This is a genomic window from Chelatococcus sambhunathii (assembly GCF_001418005.1).
In the GTDB taxonomy this organism is placed as follows: domain Bacteria; phylum Pseudomonadota; class Alphaproteobacteria; order Rhizobiales; family Beijerinckiaceae; genus Chelatococcus_A; species Chelatococcus_A sambhunathii.
In genome coordinates this window covers 145,138-161,842 of sequence record NZ_LIOL01000002.1, presented here as the reverse complement: position 1 = coordinate 161,842, position 16,705 = coordinate 145,138, and the positions used below count along the sequence as shown (strand labels likewise).

Below are 16,705 nucleotides of genomic sequence, written 5' to 3'. Positions count from 1 at the left end.
CGCAGGACAAGCCTCGCGCCAGCCAGCCACTCGAGAATGGCAGCCACGCCCCGTGTGCCGACCATTCGACGAGGTGACGCGTGCTGCCCCGAACCTGGCTCCACAGCTTTTCGATCCGCATGCGGATCGCCGCCCTCAGCCTCACGGCCCTCATCGGCTTTGCCACCATCGGCGCCATCTACGCCGCGAGCAACGCGCAGATCGAGGCGGCACTCGCCGAAAAGGACGCCTATGCCGATCTTGCCCACGCTGCCGAGAGCTTCCGCGCCGCGACGCTGCGGGTCGAAGGCGACGTCAAGGACTACCTGCGCGTGCGCACCGATGTCGTCGCGCGCAAGTTCGACGAGGGGGCGCGTCAGGCAACCGAAGCCCTCGCCACCCTGCGCTCCCTGCCAATGGCCGGCGACCTTGGCGCGAGGATCGACGAACTCGGCAAGGCGCTTACCGCCGTCCAGACCTCCTTTCGAACCGTCACTGGCCTCGTGAACGATCTCGGCACGAGCCCGGACAGCGGGCTCGGCGGCAACCTCCAGGCAGCCGCCAAGGCAATGGAGCAGTCGCTCGTCGATTTTGCGCGCGACAATCCGGATCCCGAGCTTAACCGGCTGATCGTCGCCTTCGACCAGTTGCGCAGGGCGGAGCGCGAGTATCTGCTGACAGGCGGCGACACAGAGCGCGGCCGGATGGAAGTTGCGCTCGGCCGCGTCGAGCGCCTCCTCGCCCGGGCGGAGACGCTGACGCCGGAGCTGCGCGCCGGGCTCGTAGATGGCCTGAAGACCTACCGCGCCACGGTGGACAGCTGGCAGGAGAAGCGCGATCTCTTCGTGCGCGTCGGCGATCAGCTCGCCCTCTCCACCGACGTCATCGACCCGGCCGTCGCCGCCATCGTACAGACCGCGTTGGGTGGATCGGCCGCCGCGACGCAGCGCCTCCAGCGCATCGCAGATGCGACGACCAATGTCGTCCTCGCGACGATCGCCGCCTCGGCGGTGATCGGCCTCGCCCTCTCCTGGCTGATCGGCCGCAGCATCAGCCGGCCGCTCGACGGGCTGGCGATGACCATGCAGCGCCTCGCCGCGGGCGACACCGGAATCGCTATCCCCGCCGTGCCCGGGCGCAACGAGATCGCCCGCATGGCGGCAGCCGTCGCCGTCTTCCGCGACAATGCTCTGGAGCGTGACGCCCTGACGGCGCGGGAAGCGGCGGAACAGGCAAGGCGTGACGAGCGCGCCGCCCAGATCGAGGCGATGATCGCCCGCTTCGAGGCCACCGCCAAGGCAGGCCTCGTCGAGGTGCGCCGTGCCGCGGCCGAACTGCGGACGGCCTCGGATGCGCTTGACGCCACAGCACGCGAGGCGGCCGGGCGCATCAGCGAGGCAGACAGCGCGGTCGCGGTGGCCTCCGACAACGTGTCCTCGGCCGCCACGGCAACGGGCACGCTCGCTCAGTCGATCGATCGCATCACCGAGGAGGCCGCCCGCTCGACAACCGTTGCCGGGCGCGCCCGCGATGAGGTTGCCGAGACCGTCGAGACCGTCCAGAACCTCGCCACGGCTGCCGATCGCATCGGCGAGGTGGTGAAGCTGATCCTCGCCATCGCCAACCAGACGAACCTGCTCGCGCTCAACGCCACGATCGAGGCGGCTCGCGCGGGCGAAGCCGGCAAGGGGTTCGCCGTTGTCGCTTCCGAGGTGAAGACCCTCGCCAGCCAGACCGCATCCGCGACCGAGGAGATCCGCAGCCAGATCGCCGCCATCCAGGCCGTATCCGACACGGCGGTGGACGCTATCGGCCATGTCAACGCGATCATCGTGGAGATGGCCGCCATGGCGGGAACCGTGTCGGACGCCGTGCGTGAGCAGGAAAGGGTCGTTCGCGCACTCGCCGACAACGTCGATCGCGCCTCGGGCGAGGCGGCCACCGGCGCAGGGGCCATGAGAAGCGTTGCCGAAGCCGCCGAGGCGACCCGCACGGCCGCGCGCGACGTGGACGCCCTCGCCGACCGCCTGGCGGACCAGACGGAAACGATCGAGCGCGCGATCTCGGCCTTTCTAGAGGATGTGCGCGCCGCCTGACGCGGCGCGAGGAGGATGCTTCAGCGCAGCAGGTCGCCGCTCGCTACGGCCTTGATCAGGGCCTGTGCGGGATCGCTGACCTGGTCCCAGACGAGCGAGCCAAGGAAGAAGCTGATCAGCACGATGATCGGCAGGAAGAACCAGGACATCACTTCTTCGGTGCGCTGGCGGCGACGCCGGCGCTCCCGTCTACGCTGAAACCAGCTTGCCACCTTCAACCCCTGACGAGCGGGACCTTGGGCACGGTGCTGACCGGCGCCGGCAGGCCGCCCTTGCCGCCCCGCCCGCCGGTCTCACCACCGCCCGACTTGCGGCCTTTCTGCACCTTTCGGGCCGGCTTTGTCGAGCCCCGCTTCACCTTGCGGCGCTTGGCGGCATCGGCCACGTCCTTCTCAGGCTTCGGCGTCACCGGCCCTTCCGGATACTCGAAGCCAAGGCTGCGCGTGCCCGTCTTGTCGGTGACGACGACGACGCGCACGGCGCCGCCATTTTTCAGGCGCCCGAACAACACCTCGTCGGCGAGAGGCGTCTTGATCGTCGTCTGGATGAGCCGTGCCATCGGGCGAGCGCCCAGCGCCTCGTCGTAGCCGTTGTCCACCAGCCACTCGCGCGCCTCGTCGCTGAGCTCGATGGTGACGTTGCGGTCGGCGAGCTGCGCCTCGAGCTGCAGGACGAACTTGTCCACCACCTTCGCCACCACCTCCTTCGGCAGATGGCCGAAGGAGATGATCGCGTCGAGGCGGTTGCGGAACTCCGGCGCGAAGAGGCGGTTGACGGCCTCCTGGTCGTCTCCCTCGCGCTTGGTGCGCGTGAAGCCGTAGGCCGGCCGGGCGAGGTCGGCGGCGCCGGCATTCGTCGTCATGATGAGGATGACGTTGCGGAAATCGACCTGCTTGCCGTTGTGGTCCGTCAGCTTGCCGTGGTCCATGACCTGCAACAGGATGTTGAACAGGTCGGGATGGGCCTTCTCGATCTCGTCGAGCAGCAGCACGCAGTGTGGGTGCTGGTCGACACCGTCGGTCAGCAGCCCGCCCTGGTCGAAGCCGACATAGCCGGGCGGCGCGCCGATGAGCCGCGAGACCGTGTGCCGCTCCATATACTCGGACATGTCGAAGCGCAGCAACTCGACGCCGAGCGTCGCCGCCAGCTGGCGCGCCACCTCGGTCTTGCCGACGCCCGTCGGGCCGGCGAAGAGATAGCAGCCGATCGGCTTCTCGGCGTCGCGCAGCCCGGCGCGGGCGAGCTTGATGGAGGCCGACAGCGCCTCGATGGGCCGCTCCTGCCCGTAGACGACGCGCTTTAGGGTCTCCTCGAGGTGCTGCAGCACCTCGGCATCGTCCTTCGACACCGTCTTGGGCGGAATGCGCGCCATGGTGGCGATGGTCGTCTCGATTTCCTTGACGCCGATCGTCTTCTTGCGCCGGCTCTCGGGCACCAGCATCTGCGAGGCGCCGGTCTCGTCGATGACGTCGATCGCCTTGTCCGGCAGCTTGCGGTCGTGGATGTAGCGGCTCGACAGCTCCACCGCCGCCTTAATGGCGTCGTTGGTGTAGCGCAGCTTGTGGAACTCCTCGAAATAGGGCTTCAGCCCCTTGAGGATGGCGATGGTGTCAGGGACGCTCGGCTCGTTGACGTCGATCTTCTGGAAGCGGCGCACCAGGGCCCGGTCCTTCTCGAAGTACTGGCGGTACTCCTTGTAGGTGGTCGAGCCGATGCAGCGCAGCGTGCCGGAGGCGAGCGCAGGTTTCAGCAGATTCGACGCATCCATCGCGCCGCCGGAGGTCGCCCCGGCGCCGATCACCGTGTGGATCTCGTCGATGAAGAGGATCGCGTCGGGATGCTGCTCGATCTCCTTCATCACCTGCTTGAGGCGCTCCTCGAAGTCGCCGCGGTAGCGCGTGCCGGCGAGCAGCGTGCCCATGTCGAGGGCGAAGACCGTCGCATCGGCCAGCACCTCCGGCACCTCGCCCATCACGATCTTGCGGGCGAGCCCCTCGGCGATGGCCGTCTTGCCGACGCCGGGATCGCCGACGAGCAACGGATTGTTTTTGTGCCGGCGGCACAGCACCTGGATGGTGCGCTGGATCTCACCCTCTCGGCCGATGAGCGGGTCGATACGTCCCTCGCGTGCCTTCTTGTTGAGGTTGACGCAGTAGGCCTCGAGCGCATCGCCCTTCTTCTTGCGCTGCCCCTCCGCCTCGTCGGTGCTCGACGAGCGCCCTTCGCCTTCCTCGTCGGCACCGCGCGGCGCGCGCGTCTCCGACAGACCGGCTCGCTTGGCGATACCATGGCTGATGTAGTTGACCGCATCGTAGCGCGTCATGTCCTGCTCCTGCAGGAAATAGGCCGCGTGGCTCTCGCGCTCGGCGAAAATGGCGACGAGCACGTTCGCACCCGTGACCTCCTCCCGGCCCGAGGACTGCACATGGATGACGGCGCGCTGGATGACCCGCTGGAAACCCGCGGTCGGCTTCGATTCCTCGCGCCCGTCGGCGACGAGGTTGGTCAACTCGGTATCGACATATTCGACGAGATTGCGGCGCAGCATCTCGAGATCGACATTGCAGGCACGCATCACCGCAGCCGCATCCTGGTCGTCGACCAGGGCAAGCAGCAGATGCTCGAGCGTCGCGTACTCGTGGTGGCGCTCGTTGGCGAAGGCCAGCGCCCTGTGAAGCGCCTGTTCGAGACTGCGGGAGAAGGTGGGCAAAAGGATCTCTCCCCTATTTCTTTTCCATGACGCATTGCAGCGGGTGCTGGTGCTGCCTTGCAAAATCCATCACCTGGGTCACTTTGGTCTCGGCAACCTCATAGGTGAAGATGCCGCATTCCCCGACGCCGTTCTGATGCACGTGCAGCATGATCCGGGTAGCGTCCTCCCGGGCCTTGTTGAAGAAGCGCTCCAGGACGTGCACCACGAACTCCATCGGCGTGTAATCGTCGTTGAGCAGCAGCACGCGATACATGCTGGGCCGCTTCGTCCGCGGCTTGGTTTTCGTTAGAAGCGCCGAACCCGGACCATCGTTCCCTTGTGAGGGACGCAATCCGCCACGCCGGCGCTCCGTCATGCCCGTCGTCGGCCTCACGGCCCGCTCGTCCAGCTTCCCAGTCCCTGTCGGCATCGTGTCCGCAAATGATCCCGCGCTCGATCCGTTCTCGCGTGCCCCGACGGCGCGCCAGACTAATCTAATGCCCGGCGAGATGCTTCGCCAGTGCGTCCGGCGCCGTGTGCGGATCAAAAAACAACGACGGCGGCAGCAGGTCCTGCACCTGCGGTCGCCCGGGCAACGCGCACGAAAAAGGCCCGGCACGCGGCCGGGCCTCGAGGTGGGAGGATAAATCGATCGGCGGCGCCGGCCGCCGCCGGTATCACTTGCCGGTGGTCGCGACGGTCTGCGCGCGGGCGTAGAGCCCCTCGTAGGGCTTCACCGCTTCCTTGGCGAGGTCGGCATAGAGCTCGCCGAGCTTGCTCGTCTGGGCGACGAGGCCTTCGTAGGCGCTCTTGAGATAAGCCGACTGGATCTCGAAGGCCTTGTCCAGCGTCTTGGCGCCGGCGAGCTTCTCGACCGTGGCGCTGCCCTGCTCGAAGCTTTTCTTCGAATAGTCGGCAACCTCCACGGCAATCGCCTGGGCGCCCTTGGAGACAGCGCCGAAAGCCTTCATGGCAACGTCCATCTGTTCCTTGCCGAATTTCTGCAGATCGTCAAACTGAGCGAACATGTCCTCTTCGGCGCCACGAGACGCCGCCCCTGAGCTGGCCGGAGACACGTCCGGCGTGACCAAAAAACCGCCTGCCTGAAGCCGGTTCGCTTTATATATGTGCAACGCACAATCGTTGTCAATGCATTTTGTTGCATCGCACAATGGCCGTCGCTGCCCCGTTTAACGCATCCGTAACCGCGTCGACTTAGCGTCGTTGACAGTGGCGCGCCGGTGACTGGCTCGAAGGATCCGGCGCAGAAAGACAATTCAGGCGTCTGATGTCGGGGACGGACAAATGAACATGGGTTGCGTATCAGCCCGGTGGCGGCGTTGGGGCGCCGCCCTGGGCGCCGTCGGGCTTGCCGCGTCGCTCAGCCTCGTGCCATCGGCCCCGGCCATGGCCAGGAAGAAGGATTCAGGCGGGTACAACCCGCCCTATGCGGCCATCGTCGTCGACGTGAAGAGCGGCAAGACCCTGCATGCCGTCAATGCCGACGCTCCGCGCATTCCCGCATCCATCACCAAGGTGATGACACTCTATCTGCTGTTCGAGCAGCTCGAGGCCGGACGGGTGCGTCTCGACACGCCGCTCAGGGTCTCGGCAAACGCTGCCGCCCAGGCCCCTTCCAAGCTCGGGCTCAAGGCCGGCTCCAGCATCTCTGTGGAGAATGCCATTCTGGCCATGGTGACGAAATCGGCCAACGACGTCGCCATGGTGGTAGCCGAGAACATCGGCGGCTCCGAGCGCGCCTTCGCCCAGCTCATGACGCGCAAGGCACGCGCGCTTGGCATGAGCCGCACCACCTTCTACAACCCACACGGCCTACCCTCGTCGCCCGCCAACGTCTCCACGGCGCGCGACCTCGCCATCCTGGGCCAAGCGATCCAGGATCGTTTTCCCCGCTACTACGGCTATTTCGAGCGGCGCAGCTTCACCTACGCCGGCCGCACCCACGGCAATCACAACAAGCTGCTCGGTCGCGTCGAGGGCGTCGACGGCATCAAGACGGGCTTTACCCGCGCTTCCGGCTTCAACCTCCTGACCTCGGCCAAGACGAGTACCCGCCACATCGTTGCCGTCGTCCTCGGCGGTCGCTCCGGCGCGTCCCGCGATCAGATCATGGCCAACCTCGTCTCGGATAACCTGCCCCGTGCCTATGCCGGCGCGCGGCAGACGCCGGCCATCGCCGACCGTGCGCCGACACCGGTCGCCGTCGCCCGCGCGGAGGAGGTGGAGACCACGGCCGCCATTCCGCTTCCCGCGCCACGCCCCGAGCCGGCCGGCGCCCCGCTCGACCTGTCCAGCATCCGGCCGGTCGTCGCATCGGCCTCCGGATCGACCGCGACGCCCTCGTCCATGCAGTGGTCGGCAGGCCCGCAGCCGGCGCCCCGCGCCGGGACCCAGGTGGCCTCCGCCGCACCGGTTGCCGTCTCCGCCATCGCCGATCTCGAGAAGAAACAGGCAGTCGAGGAGCCCGTAAAGCAGGACGCCCCCTCCCGCTCGGCCGGCTGGGTGATCCAGCTCGCCGCGACCGGCGACGAGGCGCGCGCCCGCGACATTCTGAGCGACGCCCGCCAGAAGTCCCGCGATCTCCTGTCGAATGCCTCGCCCTTCACCGAGAAGTTCGTCAAGGACGGCACCACCTTCTACCGCGCACGCTTCTCCGGCTTCGATCCGGACAGCGCCCAGGCCGCGTGCAAGACCCTCAAGCGGCGCGGCTTCTCCTGCTTCGCCACCCGCGGCTGAGCCGCGCGACAACGGGCCGGCCGCCCCCCACGGCTCACCCGAACCTTACAGAGTGAAACGCCGCATTCGGTCGGAGTATCAACGATGTCGGCTCAACAGGATGTCCTTGGCCTGATTCACCCGGGCGGCCAGGTAGGTCGAGCCCCCCTGGTCGGGATGGAGTTTCTTCATGAGCGTGCGGTGCGCGCGACGAATGTCGGCCTCTCCGGCCCCCGGCGGAAGGCCGAGCACTTCACGAGCCTCCTCTTCCGTCATCGCGCCCGCAGCCGCCTCGCCGCGGCCCCGCGCGTGAGCATCGCCGTCAGCGTCTTCACGCCAGGCGGGAAACCGGCGGTCGAGATAAGCCTCTAGGAGGCGCGCACCGTCCATGTCGCGGGCCAGGCATTCGCGCCGGAGCGCGAGAAGCTCCTCCCGCCCCAGCCCCGACAGGGCCCTGCCCTCCCGCGGGCCGGCGAGAACCGTCCCCTCCATCTCGCCGCTCGCATGGTCGAGCTCCATCTCGATCATCACCGAGCGCACCCGCGACACGCGGGGCGTCCCGCCGCCCGACGAGCCGGGCCCGGATCCCGGCCAAGAACCCGGCCAGGAGCGCGGGCTCGCATAGCCGCCCCCCGGCCGGCCGAGCAGCCACCAGCCGAGGCCGGCAAGCCCCAGCGCCATGTCGAAGCGCCCGCGGATCAGAAGAACGGCCGCGATGGCGAGCGCTCCCCAGCCGCCGGCCTTTCGCAAAACCTTCGCCAACACCTTGGCGTCGGCATTGGCATAGCTGCGCCCGAGCCACCACAGGAGCACCAGCGCGAGAAGTCCCAGAGCAAGTGCGATCACCGCTTGCCACCCATTGCGGTCAGCAATCCCCTGACCTCGCCGCCGTCGCGGTCGGCGAGCCGCTGCAGCGCCGGCAAGCCGCCGGAGGCATAGGCCGCTGCACCGCGCAGGAGCGCCGCGAGCGTTGTACCCGCACCGCTGTCGAAACGCGCATAGGCACCGCCGGTCAGGCGGGAAAGTTCCTTGAAGACCCCTGTCACGGTCGCGTCATGCCCCTCCTGAAACGCGAAGATGCGCACGCCGAGCAGGCCGAGTTCACCGGCGAGCGCGCACAGGCCGTCCGCGTCCTCCTCGACAGCGTCGCCGACGAGGACGAGCACCTTCGCCCCGCTGCGCGACACCTCGTTACGTGCATGAGCGAGAACCCGGCCAATCTGCGTCAGGCCGCCACGGCAGTCGATCCGTGTCATCAGCGCCGTCAGGGCCCCCGCATCGGAGACCCAGCGCGAGGCCCGGCATTCGCCGAAGCCGCGGAAATAGACGAGCTGCACGGCAAGGCCGCCGCCGGCGAGCGCCGTGTCGAACATCTCGGCCTGCAGCCGGCAGGCGAGATCCCAGGTCGGCTGCCGGCTCATGGTGGCGTCGAGCGCAAAGATGAGGCGCCCCGCCGGCGCGGCAGGCGTGGCGACCGCCCTGGCCTCTTTCAGGAAGGCATCGACGTCGCGCGACGGGCCAACGTCCGGCGCGGATGATCCGCGCTGCGCCAGGTCCCTGTCGCGGCCGTCACGCTTGTTCTCGCCCATGGCCGGGCCGCCTCCCTTTCGTTCTTGTCTTCATGTGGCACGAACCGGCGCCCTTGCAAGCGGGGCATCCTCTCGGGTTTATTTGCGCTGCAACATGATTGTTGGCGACGCTGCCCCGCTTTGCTACAGGCAGAAGCTATGCACGGCGGCAAAGACCGGGCAAGGGAGGGACAAGGGGCATGGACAGGGTCGCGACGGTCGAGACGGTCAAGGGCTTGCGCGAGGCGGTCGCCTCCTGGCGCGGGGCGGGCGAGCGTGTCGCCCTGGTGCCGACCATGGGCGCCCTGCACGAGGGCCATCTGTCACTGGTCGAGCGCGCCCGTGCGCTCGCCGACCGGGTCGTGGTCTCGATCTTCGTCAATCCGACCCAATTCGCGCCCAATGAGGACTTCGCGAAGTATCCCCGCACGCTCGACGAAGACCGCGCCAAGCTCGCAGGCCTCGCGGATCTCGCCTATACGCCGGTCGTCGATGAGATGTATCCGCCAGGCTTCGCCACCACGGTGAGCCTTGCCGGCCCGGCTACCGCCGGGCTCGAGGACGCGTTCCGCCCCACTCATTTCACCGGCGTCGCCACCGTCGTCGCCAAGCTGCTGCTGCAGGCCCTGCCGGACGTCGCCATCTTCGGCGAGAAGGACTACCAGCAGCTCAAGGTCATCGCCCGCATGGCGCGCGATCTCGACTTTTCGGCCGCAATCATCGGCGCACCGACCGTGCGCGAGGCCGACGGGCTCGCCCTGTCCTCGCGCAACCGTTACCTGTCCGACGAGGAGCGGGCGCTCGCGCCCACGCTGCACCGCACCTTGCAGGACGGCGCAGCGCGCCTGCGCGCCGGCGAGGATGCCGGGGCCGTCGTGACGGCCGGCGAGGATGCTCTTGCGGCAGCCGGCTTCGCCGTGGATTACCTCGCCCTGCGCGACGCCGAGACGCTCGCGCCGGTCAGCGACCTTGCGGCGCCGGCACGCCTCCTCGTCGCGGCGCGGCTGGGAGCGACGCGGCTCATCGACAACATCGCCGTCTGACAACGAACGGACGCGACGAAAACCGCGTCCGTTCAGCAGCTTGCGGCAATCTCCGGAATCAGTTTCCGAGGCAACGGCATCGTCAGTGCAGCCGGTGGCGCTCCTCTTCGTCCTCGTAAGCCGCCCAGGCCACGAGGAGATCGGCGCTGAAGCCTTCGTCCGCGAGGCTGCCGCTGATGGTCGAGAAGAGGGATTCGGCCTTGTGCCAGTCGCGGGCGAGCGGCATGGCCCCGTCGGGCCCGCTTTCGAGCCGCGCCTCGGCATAGCGCTCCAGCAGCGCCTCGCGCTCGGCGAAGGCAAAGGCGGCGACCGCAGTGCGGAACACACGTCCCGCCTCCATCTCGACCTGCCCCGTATCGCGCTGGCGCGGACGCACGAGATAGCCTTCCGCCCGCTCGTCGATTTCAAAGGACCGTGCGGCCCCTTCTGCAACACCGATCAGCATGAGCGCCTCCATCGGCTATCCTCATGCATCGATGATGCCAGCAAGGCTGTGCCAAAGCGGTGCGGGTGCGCACGCAACCTACAGGAGGCCGAGGGAGGCGAGTTCCCGCCGCAGTTCCTCGGGCATCTCGGCTGCGCTCGCGCTGCCGTCCCCGAGGTCGGGCGGCGCATCCTTGGCCGTGAGATAGCGCCAGCCCTGGAAGGGACGATACGGCCGCGGCGAAACCGGCACGACGACCGGCTCCATGACGAGATGGCAGCGCGAGATGCCCTCGCCATCGGTGAAGGGGCGGATGGCGACGAGCCGCTGCCGGCAGGCGAGCTGTCCCTTGATGACCCAATAGAGCGATCCGCCGTCGAGAAGCTCCTCGACGCGCTTGGGCACCATGCGCGTCGTGTGCAGCTGCTCCTGCGGCAGCTTCTGCCGCCGGCGCTCGCGCATGCGCTCCTCGATCCACTCCTCGAGGTCGCGGATGGATTCTGCCCCGACGCAGAGCTTGATGAGATGGAGGGCCATGGCCCAACTATCTAGCGCCGGCGCCGCGCAAGGCAACGGGGACGGTGCACGGGGCGGGGGATAACGGGTGGAGCAAGAGAAACGACTGAGTCGCAACTACAAAGGCTGAGGCTGCGAACCTCGATAAGAGAGCCACACCTCAACCAACGATAGGCACCTTGTTGATTGCCGGATTCTAATCGCTCCCCCGAAACAAGCGGAAGAACGTCTGAGAATTCGGCTCGATCAACCCAAATCCGCTCGCGTCGATATAGAATTTAAAGGTCAAATTTATTGGAATGGGAATATTATTATCAACAAATATGCTCGAAACAAAATTCGAATCTGATTGGGCCGCTAAAGCAAATCTCTCCAACTCCATCATGACGTGATCTGCGCTCCGGACGGCATCGATCGATACCCCTGAAGCAGAAATCCCGGGACCCGGAAAATAGCAACTCCCATCGAGCTCCACCATAAAATTTGCGCCCATTTGCAGCAATCTTAGGCGATCGGAATCGTTAAGCGTCCGAGACAAACCAACGGCCCCCTCGACCTTATAAACTAAATTTGCCATCGGCCAGTTATTTACAATTACCTTGATCGAATGCGCGCTGGCCCAAGATCCTCTATGGGGCATTATATCGATTACGAAGGCATGATCGCGCTTAAACAATACAAATAGAACATCATCACTTCTTACAACAAAGCCATCATCCTCGACTTGATCGCTCATGTGAAGATGGTAAATACCGAAAAAATTCAACATGAGATCAATATCTTGCCGCCGCTTTAGAGGAACACTCCCTGGGACAACGACAGCCTGGTCAATTCTTCGACTCTGATATTTCCTAAGATCGGCGCCGCTCTTAATGGCCGACAACAAATATTCGAGCGGTTGCTTATAGCGCTCTCTCAGCGAATTCCCGATGAACTCACCAGAGAGGTAGACATCTCTTGGACGAGCCGAAATAGTGCGCCACGACCAATTGAACCACCGAATAAGAAGTTCCGTCGCATCAAGACCGTGAAGGTAGCATACGATGGAATTATCCGCCCTGTCGTATGGCAGCGCGTGTAACAGAAAAGCACGGGCGCTTTCCGTTATCTGATCTAGAAGATTGTCTGGAATATTCAATTTGATAGCCAACTATTTTGTATAGAAGATTATTTACACCTACTCCTCCCCCGCGATCACGATGAGCCGCGCCCCTTCCCCCACCTGCGCTCCCGGCTCGGCGGCGATCTCGGTCACCGTGCCGGCGCAGGGGGCGACGAGCACGTGCTCCATCTTCATCGCCTCGACCACGGCGAGCCGCTCGCCCTTCTCCACCCTGTCGCCGACGCCGACGAAAACGGCGACGAGCTTGCCGTGCATCGGCGCCTTGACGAGGCCGTCGCCGTCCATGTGCTCGAGGTCGACGGCGAAGGGGTCGTAGATCCTGACGCTCGTTTGCCGGCCCTCGGCGAGGACGAGCATGGCCGCGTCCGCCTCGACCAGCGTGAGATCGTGCTCGCCCTCCGGCACCGGATGGCCGGGAAAGGCGACGGCCGGCCCGTCCGGGCCGTACTCGAGCACGGCCTCGACCCGCTCGCCCTCGACGAGAAGCGGCAGGCCGGTGCGCCGCGCACCGACGAGCTGGAAGCCGTCGTCGGCCCACCAGCCGCCCGCCTCCTCGTCCCGCAGGGAGGATGCGGCGGAAAAGGCGATGCGTTCGCGCTCGCGGTGGACGAGGGCGAGCGCCCCCGCCGCCGCTGCGGCGGCATCGAAGCCCCGCGGCCCGGCGCCGAGCGCCTCGATGTTGCGGTCGATGAAGCCCGTGTCGAAACGCCCGTCACGGAACTCCGGCGCCTCGCACAGCGCCTTGAGGAAGGCGATGTTGGTCTTCGGCCCCGCGACCGTCGTGCCGCCGAGCGCCTCGGCCAGCCGGTCGAGCGCCTCGGCGCGCGTCGGCGCATGGGCGATGACCTTGGCGATCATCGGATCGTAGAAGGGTGTCACTGCGTCGCCCGCGGCGACGCCGGTGTCGATGCGGATGTCGTCGCCCGCACCGAAATCGAGCGCCCAGAGCTTGCCGGTCGACGGAAGGAAGCCCTTTTCGGGATCCTCCGCATAGAGCCGCGCCTCAACGGCATGGCCGGCGATCGCAAGGTCCTCCTGCGTGAAGGGCAAGGCCTCGCCCGCGGCGACGCGGAACTGCAGCTCGACGAGGTCGAGCCCGGTGATCGCCTCCGTCACCGGATGCTCCACCTGCAGGCGCGTGTTCATCTCCATGAAGTAGAAGCGGTCCGGCCTCAGGCCCTCGCGCCCGTCGGCGATGAACTCGACCGTGCCGGCCCCCACATAGCCGACGGCCCGCGCCGCCTCCGTCGCGGCCTGCCCCATGGCGGCGCGCATCTCCTCGGTCATGCCCGGCGCCGGCGCCTCCTCGATCACCTTCTGGTGGCGGCGCTGCAGGGAGCAGTCGCGCTCGAAGAGGTGCACGACATTGCCGTGCCCGTCGGCGAAGACCTGGATCTCGATGTGCCGTGGCGACAGCACATATTTCTCGACAAGTACGCGCGGGTCACCAAAGGCGCTCTGCGCCTCGCGCTGGGCGCTCTCGAGCGCGGCGTCGAACTCGGCCGCCTTGTCGACGCGCTTCATGCCCTTGCCGCCGCCGCCGGCGACCGCCTTGATGAGCACGGGATAGCCGATCTCGTAGGCCTTCTGGCGCAGGAAATCAGGCTCCTGCCGGGCGCCGTGATAGCCCGGCACCACCGGCACACCCGCCTTCTCGACGAGCGCCTTGGCCGCGTCCTTCAGCCCCATGGCGCGGATGGCGGAGGCTGGCGGGCCGACGAAGACGATGCCGTTCGCGGCGCACGCCTCGGCGAATTCCGCCCGCTCGGAGAGAAAGCCGTAGCCCGGATGGATGGCGGCGGCGCCGGTCTTCTTCGCCACCGCGATGATGCGGTCGATGAGAAGGTAGCTCTCGGCCGCCGGCGCCGAGCCGATGCGATGCGCCTCGTCCGCCATGTGCACGAACATCGCGTCGGCATCCGCATCCGAATGGACGGCGATGGTGCGCATGCCGAGCTGCCGCGCCGTGCGGATGATGCGGCAGGCGATCTCGCCCCGGTTGGCGATGAGGACGCTGTCGAGCACGAAGTCATCTCCCTCGATCACGAGCGCGCCGGTTGGTCCGGCGGCAAATCATGTCGCTTTCGCGGCCAACAGACCATAGCCCGCCCACAAGCGCCATGCCGCAATGCACGGCATCCGGCCTTGGCATCTGCGCGGGGCAGGCTCGGCGGTCACGTCTCGTTCCCTGGAGGCGCCGCAGCACGAAGGAGTGCGGTGCAGGTCCAGAGGCCTTTGTCAAAAGCGCCTTCGGCAGGTTTCATTCGCTGGCCCCCGGATGACGGTCCGCTTCGCTGCATGCCTCCGGGGAACATGGCTCTCGAGCCGCCAGCCGATCCCTCACCGCGTCGCGGGGCTGAAGCGCGCCACAAGCTGGTGGCGCTCGCCGGGATAGGTCAGCGTCACTGCCGTGATTGTCGCCCCGGCCTGGAAGGTGCGCCGCACCACGACGAGGCAGGCCGCGCCGCGGGCGATGGCAAGGTGATGGGCCACGTCCGCCCCCGCGTTTTCGGCGCGGATGATGTGCTCGGCCTCGGTCCAGGGGATCTGCTCGAGCAGCCAGGTGCCCGGCGGCGAGGCAGCAAAGGCCTCGCGCGCGGCAGCGGGCACCACGGCAAGGTTGATCAGCCGCCTCTCATGGACGAAGGGGCGCTCGTCGGCGAAATGCAGCACCGTGAGCGCCTCCACGTCGAGAGGGCCCCTGGCCGCCCCGAGCCGCGCAAGATCCTCCGGCCGCGCCCGCCGGCGCTCGCGGTCGAGGATCACGTAGCGGTAGGCACGGCCGGAACCGGTGATCTCGGCCTTGATGTCGTGGACCTCGAGCACGGTCTCCTGCGACTTCGGCGCCGCGACGAAGGAGCCGGAGCGGCGCCGCCGCACAACGAGCCCCGCCGCCGCCAGCGCCGAAATGGCCTTGTTCACCGTCATGCGCGAGCAGCCGAACTGCGCGACGAGGTCGTGCTCGGAGGGCACGCGATGGCCGGGCGGCCACTCGCCGGAGAGGATCTTCTCCTCCAGCGCCCGGCGGATCTCGGCATAGCGCGGCAGCGGTTCGGCGATGCTCACCACCGTCTCCTATGCCTTCACGAGCCGGGCGAGCGTGCGCCGGTACGCTGCCTCGACCATATCGCGCGCCACGTGCCGGCCGCCCGCGACGACTCGCCGGCCGCCGACATAGACACGGTCGAGCGCCGCCTTGCCGGCCACGAAGAGATAGGCGTCGAGCCAGCGGTCCCCCCGCATGGGCGCAAGATCGACGTGAGCCCCGTCGAGCACGACGATATCGGCGCGCTGGCCGGGAGCGAGCGTACCGATGGCGCGGCCGAGCGCACGGGCTCCGCCGCGGCAGGCCTCGTCATGGAGCCTTCGGCCGGTCGATTCGCCCTGCCTTTGCGCCATGAGGTTGCGGCCGCGCAGGGCAAGACGCTGGCTGTATTCGAGCTGTCGAAGCTCGCCCGGCGCCGTGATCTCGATGTTGGAATCGCTGCCGACGCCATAGACCCCGCCCTGCCCGGCGAATTCCACCCCGGCGAAGATACCGTCGCCGAGATTGGCCTCGGTGATCGGGCAAAGGCCGGCCACGGCGCCGGAGCGGGCGATGCCGCCAACCTCCGCGTCGGTCAGATGCGTGGCGTGGATGAGGCACCAGCGCCCATCGACAGGCACGTTGTCCATCAGCCATTCCACCGGCCTCAGGCCGGACCAGGCGAGGCAGTCCTCCACCTCCTTCACCTGCTCTGCGATGTGGATGTGGAGCGGCCCATCCCCGGCGAGCGGCAGGATCGCGGCGAGGCTTTCAGGCGTGACGGCGCGCAGCGAGTGCGGCGCGACGCCGACCCGTGCATCGGGCAGGGACGCGACCGCCTTGCGTGCACCCTCGAGGAGTTGCGCGAAGCGTACCGGATCGTTGAGGAAGCGCCGCTGGCCCTCGCCCGCGGGCTGGCCGCCGAAACCGCCCTGCGCGTAGAACACCGGCAGGAGCGTGAGGCCGATGCCGGTCGCCTCGGCGGCAGCGGCGATGCGCTCGCAGTGCTCGGCGAGATTGGCATAGGGCGCCCCGTCCGGGCCGTGATGGAGGTAATGGAACTCCGCCACCGCGGTGAAGCCCCCCTCCAGCATCTCGAGGAAAGCATAGGCTGCAATGGCCTCGACGTCCTCGGGCGTCAGGGCGCCGAGGAAGCCGTACATCACCTGCCGCCAGGTCCAGAAGCTGTCGCCGGAGGGACCGCGCGTCTCGGCAAGGCCCGCCATGCCACGCTGAAAAGTGTGGCTGTGCAGGTTCGGCAGTCCCGGAAGCGCGATGGAGCCGCCATAGGCGGCGTCGCCTTGCGTGCTGTCGCGTTCGATGGCCGCGATCGTGCCCGCTTCATGGGTGATCGTGACATTGTCGGCCCAGCCCTCGCCGAGGAGGGCATGATCGAAGAACAGCTTCTGCATGATCTTTCCCCCTGACAGCGACCCGCGTCCACAACCGTCATGCCCCGCGCCTGTCGCGCACATCCACGCCGCGCCGATGGCGCAAGGCCGA

General features: G+C 67.3%; 15 protein-coding genes. 3 read left to right on the top strand and 12 right to left on the bottom strand.

Annotated elements, in window-relative coordinates; genetic code table 11:
* The first annotated feature begins 80 nt into the window (after positions 1-80).
* The gene (locus tag ASC46_RS04320; protein ID WP_055458079.1) at positions 81-2,075 is read left to right on the top strand and encodes a methyl-accepting chemotaxis protein; all 1,995 of its coding nucleotides are present in this window, start codon (positions 81-83) and stop codon (positions 2,073-2,075) included.
* A gap of 20 nt (positions 2,076-2,095) precedes the next feature.
* Here ASC46_RS04320 and ASC46_RS21840 read toward each other — a convergent pair whose 3' ends face one another.
* The 4 genes from ASC46_RS21840 to ASC46_RS04305 all read right to left on the bottom strand — a co-directional run bounded on the left by ASC46_RS21840 (position 2,096) and on the right by ASC46_RS04305 (position 5,795).
* Positions 2,096-2,224 carry a hypothetical protein gene (locus tag ASC46_RS21840; protein WP_276199658.1) on the bottom strand — a complete coding sequence of 43 codons (129 nt, stop codon included), beginning with the start codon at positions 2,222-2,224 and terminating at the stop codon, positions 2,096-2,098.
* A 65-nt stretch (positions 2,225-2,289) separates the two neighbouring features.
* The gene (clpA, locus tag ASC46_RS04315) at positions 2,290-4,785 is read right to left on the bottom strand and encodes an ATP-dependent Clp protease ATP-binding subunit ClpA (RefSeq protein WP_055458078.1); all 2,496 of its coding nucleotides are present in this window, start codon (positions 4,783-4,785) and stop codon (positions 2,290-2,292) included.
* A 13-nt stretch (positions 4,786-4,798) separates the two neighbouring features.
* Positions 4,799-5,143: an ATP-dependent Clp protease adapter ClpS gene (clpS, locus tag ASC46_RS04310; protein WP_055458463.1), complete on the bottom strand. Its 345-nt coding sequence runs from the start codon at positions 5,141-5,143 to the stop codon at positions 4,799-4,801.
* A 301-nt stretch (positions 5,144-5,444) separates the two neighbouring features.
* Complete coding sequence (locus ASC46_RS04305) at positions 5,445-5,795, bottom strand: phasin family protein (protein ID WP_055458077.1); 351 nt, start codon at positions 5,793-5,795, stop codon at positions 5,445-5,447.
* A gap of 283 nt (positions 5,796-6,078) precedes the next feature.
* Here ASC46_RS04305 and ASC46_RS04300 point away from each other — a divergent pair, with 283 nt between their 5' ends.
* Positions 6,079-7,524 carry a D-alanyl-D-alanine carboxypeptidase gene (locus ASC46_RS04300; protein ID WP_055458462.1) on the top strand — a complete coding sequence of 482 codons (1,446 nt, stop codon included), beginning with the start codon at positions 6,079-6,081 and terminating at the stop codon, positions 7,522-7,524.
* Between the two features lie 78 nt (positions 7,525-7,602).
* Here the strand turns inward: ASC46_RS04300 and ASC46_RS04295 are convergent, their stop codons facing one another.
* Both ASC46_RS04295 and ASC46_RS04290 read right to left on the bottom strand, forming a co-directional pair.
* A complete protein-coding gene (locus ASC46_RS04295; protein WP_055458076.1) occupies positions 7,603-8,349 on the bottom strand; it encodes a DnaJ domain-containing protein in 747 nt (248 codons plus the stop codon).
* Positions 8,346-9,092 (bottom strand): vWA domain-containing protein, encoded by a 747-nt coding sequence (locus ASC46_RS04290; protein WP_055458075.1) that lies wholly within the window; start codon positions 9,090-9,092, stop codon positions 8,346-8,348. The genes ASC46_RS04295 and ASC46_RS04290 overlap by 4 nt, the downstream gene beginning before the upstream one ends.
* 179 nt (positions 9,093-9,271) lie before the next feature.
* On the opposite strand from ASC46_RS04290, the gene panC reads away from it, so the two are divergent.
* Positions 9,272-10,114: a pantoate--beta-alanine ligase gene (panC, locus tag ASC46_RS04285; protein WP_055458074.1), complete on the top strand. Its 843-nt coding sequence runs from the start codon at positions 9,272-9,274 to the stop codon at positions 10,112-10,114.
* Positions 10,115-10,196: 82 nt separating this feature from the next.
* Here the strand turns inward: panC and ASC46_RS04280 are convergent, their stop codons facing one another.
* The 6 genes from ASC46_RS04280 to ASC46_RS04260 form a co-directional block, all read right to left on the bottom strand.
* Positions 10,197-10,559, bottom strand: a complete 363-nt coding sequence (locus ASC46_RS04280; RefSeq protein ID WP_141659652.1) for a hypothetical protein — start codon at positions 10,557-10,559, stop codon at positions 10,197-10,199.
* Positions 10,560-10,637: 78 nt separating this feature from the next.
* A complete protein-coding gene (locus ASC46_RS04275) occupies positions 10,638-11,075 on the bottom strand; it encodes a DUF1489 family protein (RefSeq protein WP_019403517.1) in 438 nt (145 codons plus the stop codon).
* A 175-nt stretch (positions 11,076-11,250) separates the two neighbouring features.
* Positions 11,251-12,192: a hypothetical protein gene (locus ASC46_RS21180; RefSeq protein ID WP_141659651.1), complete on the bottom strand. Its 942-nt coding sequence runs from the start codon at positions 12,190-12,192 to the stop codon at positions 11,251-11,253.
* Between the two features lie 39 nt (positions 12,193-12,231).
* A complete protein-coding gene (locus tag ASC46_RS04270) occupies positions 12,232-14,202 on the bottom strand; it encodes an acetyl-CoA carboxylase biotin carboxylase subunit (RefSeq protein ID WP_055458461.1) in 1,971 nt (656 codons plus the stop codon).
* Between the two features lie 315 nt (positions 14,203-14,517).
* Positions 14,518-15,246 carry a histidine utilization transcriptional repressor HutC gene (gene hutC / locus ASC46_RS04265; RefSeq protein WP_055458072.1) on the bottom strand — a complete coding sequence of 243 codons (729 nt, stop codon included), beginning with the start codon at positions 15,244-15,246 and terminating at the stop codon, positions 14,518-14,520.
* Positions 15,247-15,252: 6 nt separating this feature from the next.
* A complete protein-coding gene (locus tag ASC46_RS04260) occupies positions 15,253-16,614 on the bottom strand; it encodes a formimidoylglutamate deiminase (RefSeq protein ID WP_055458071.1) in 1,362 nt (453 codons plus the stop codon).
* Positions 16,615-16,705: the final 91 nt, after the last annotated feature.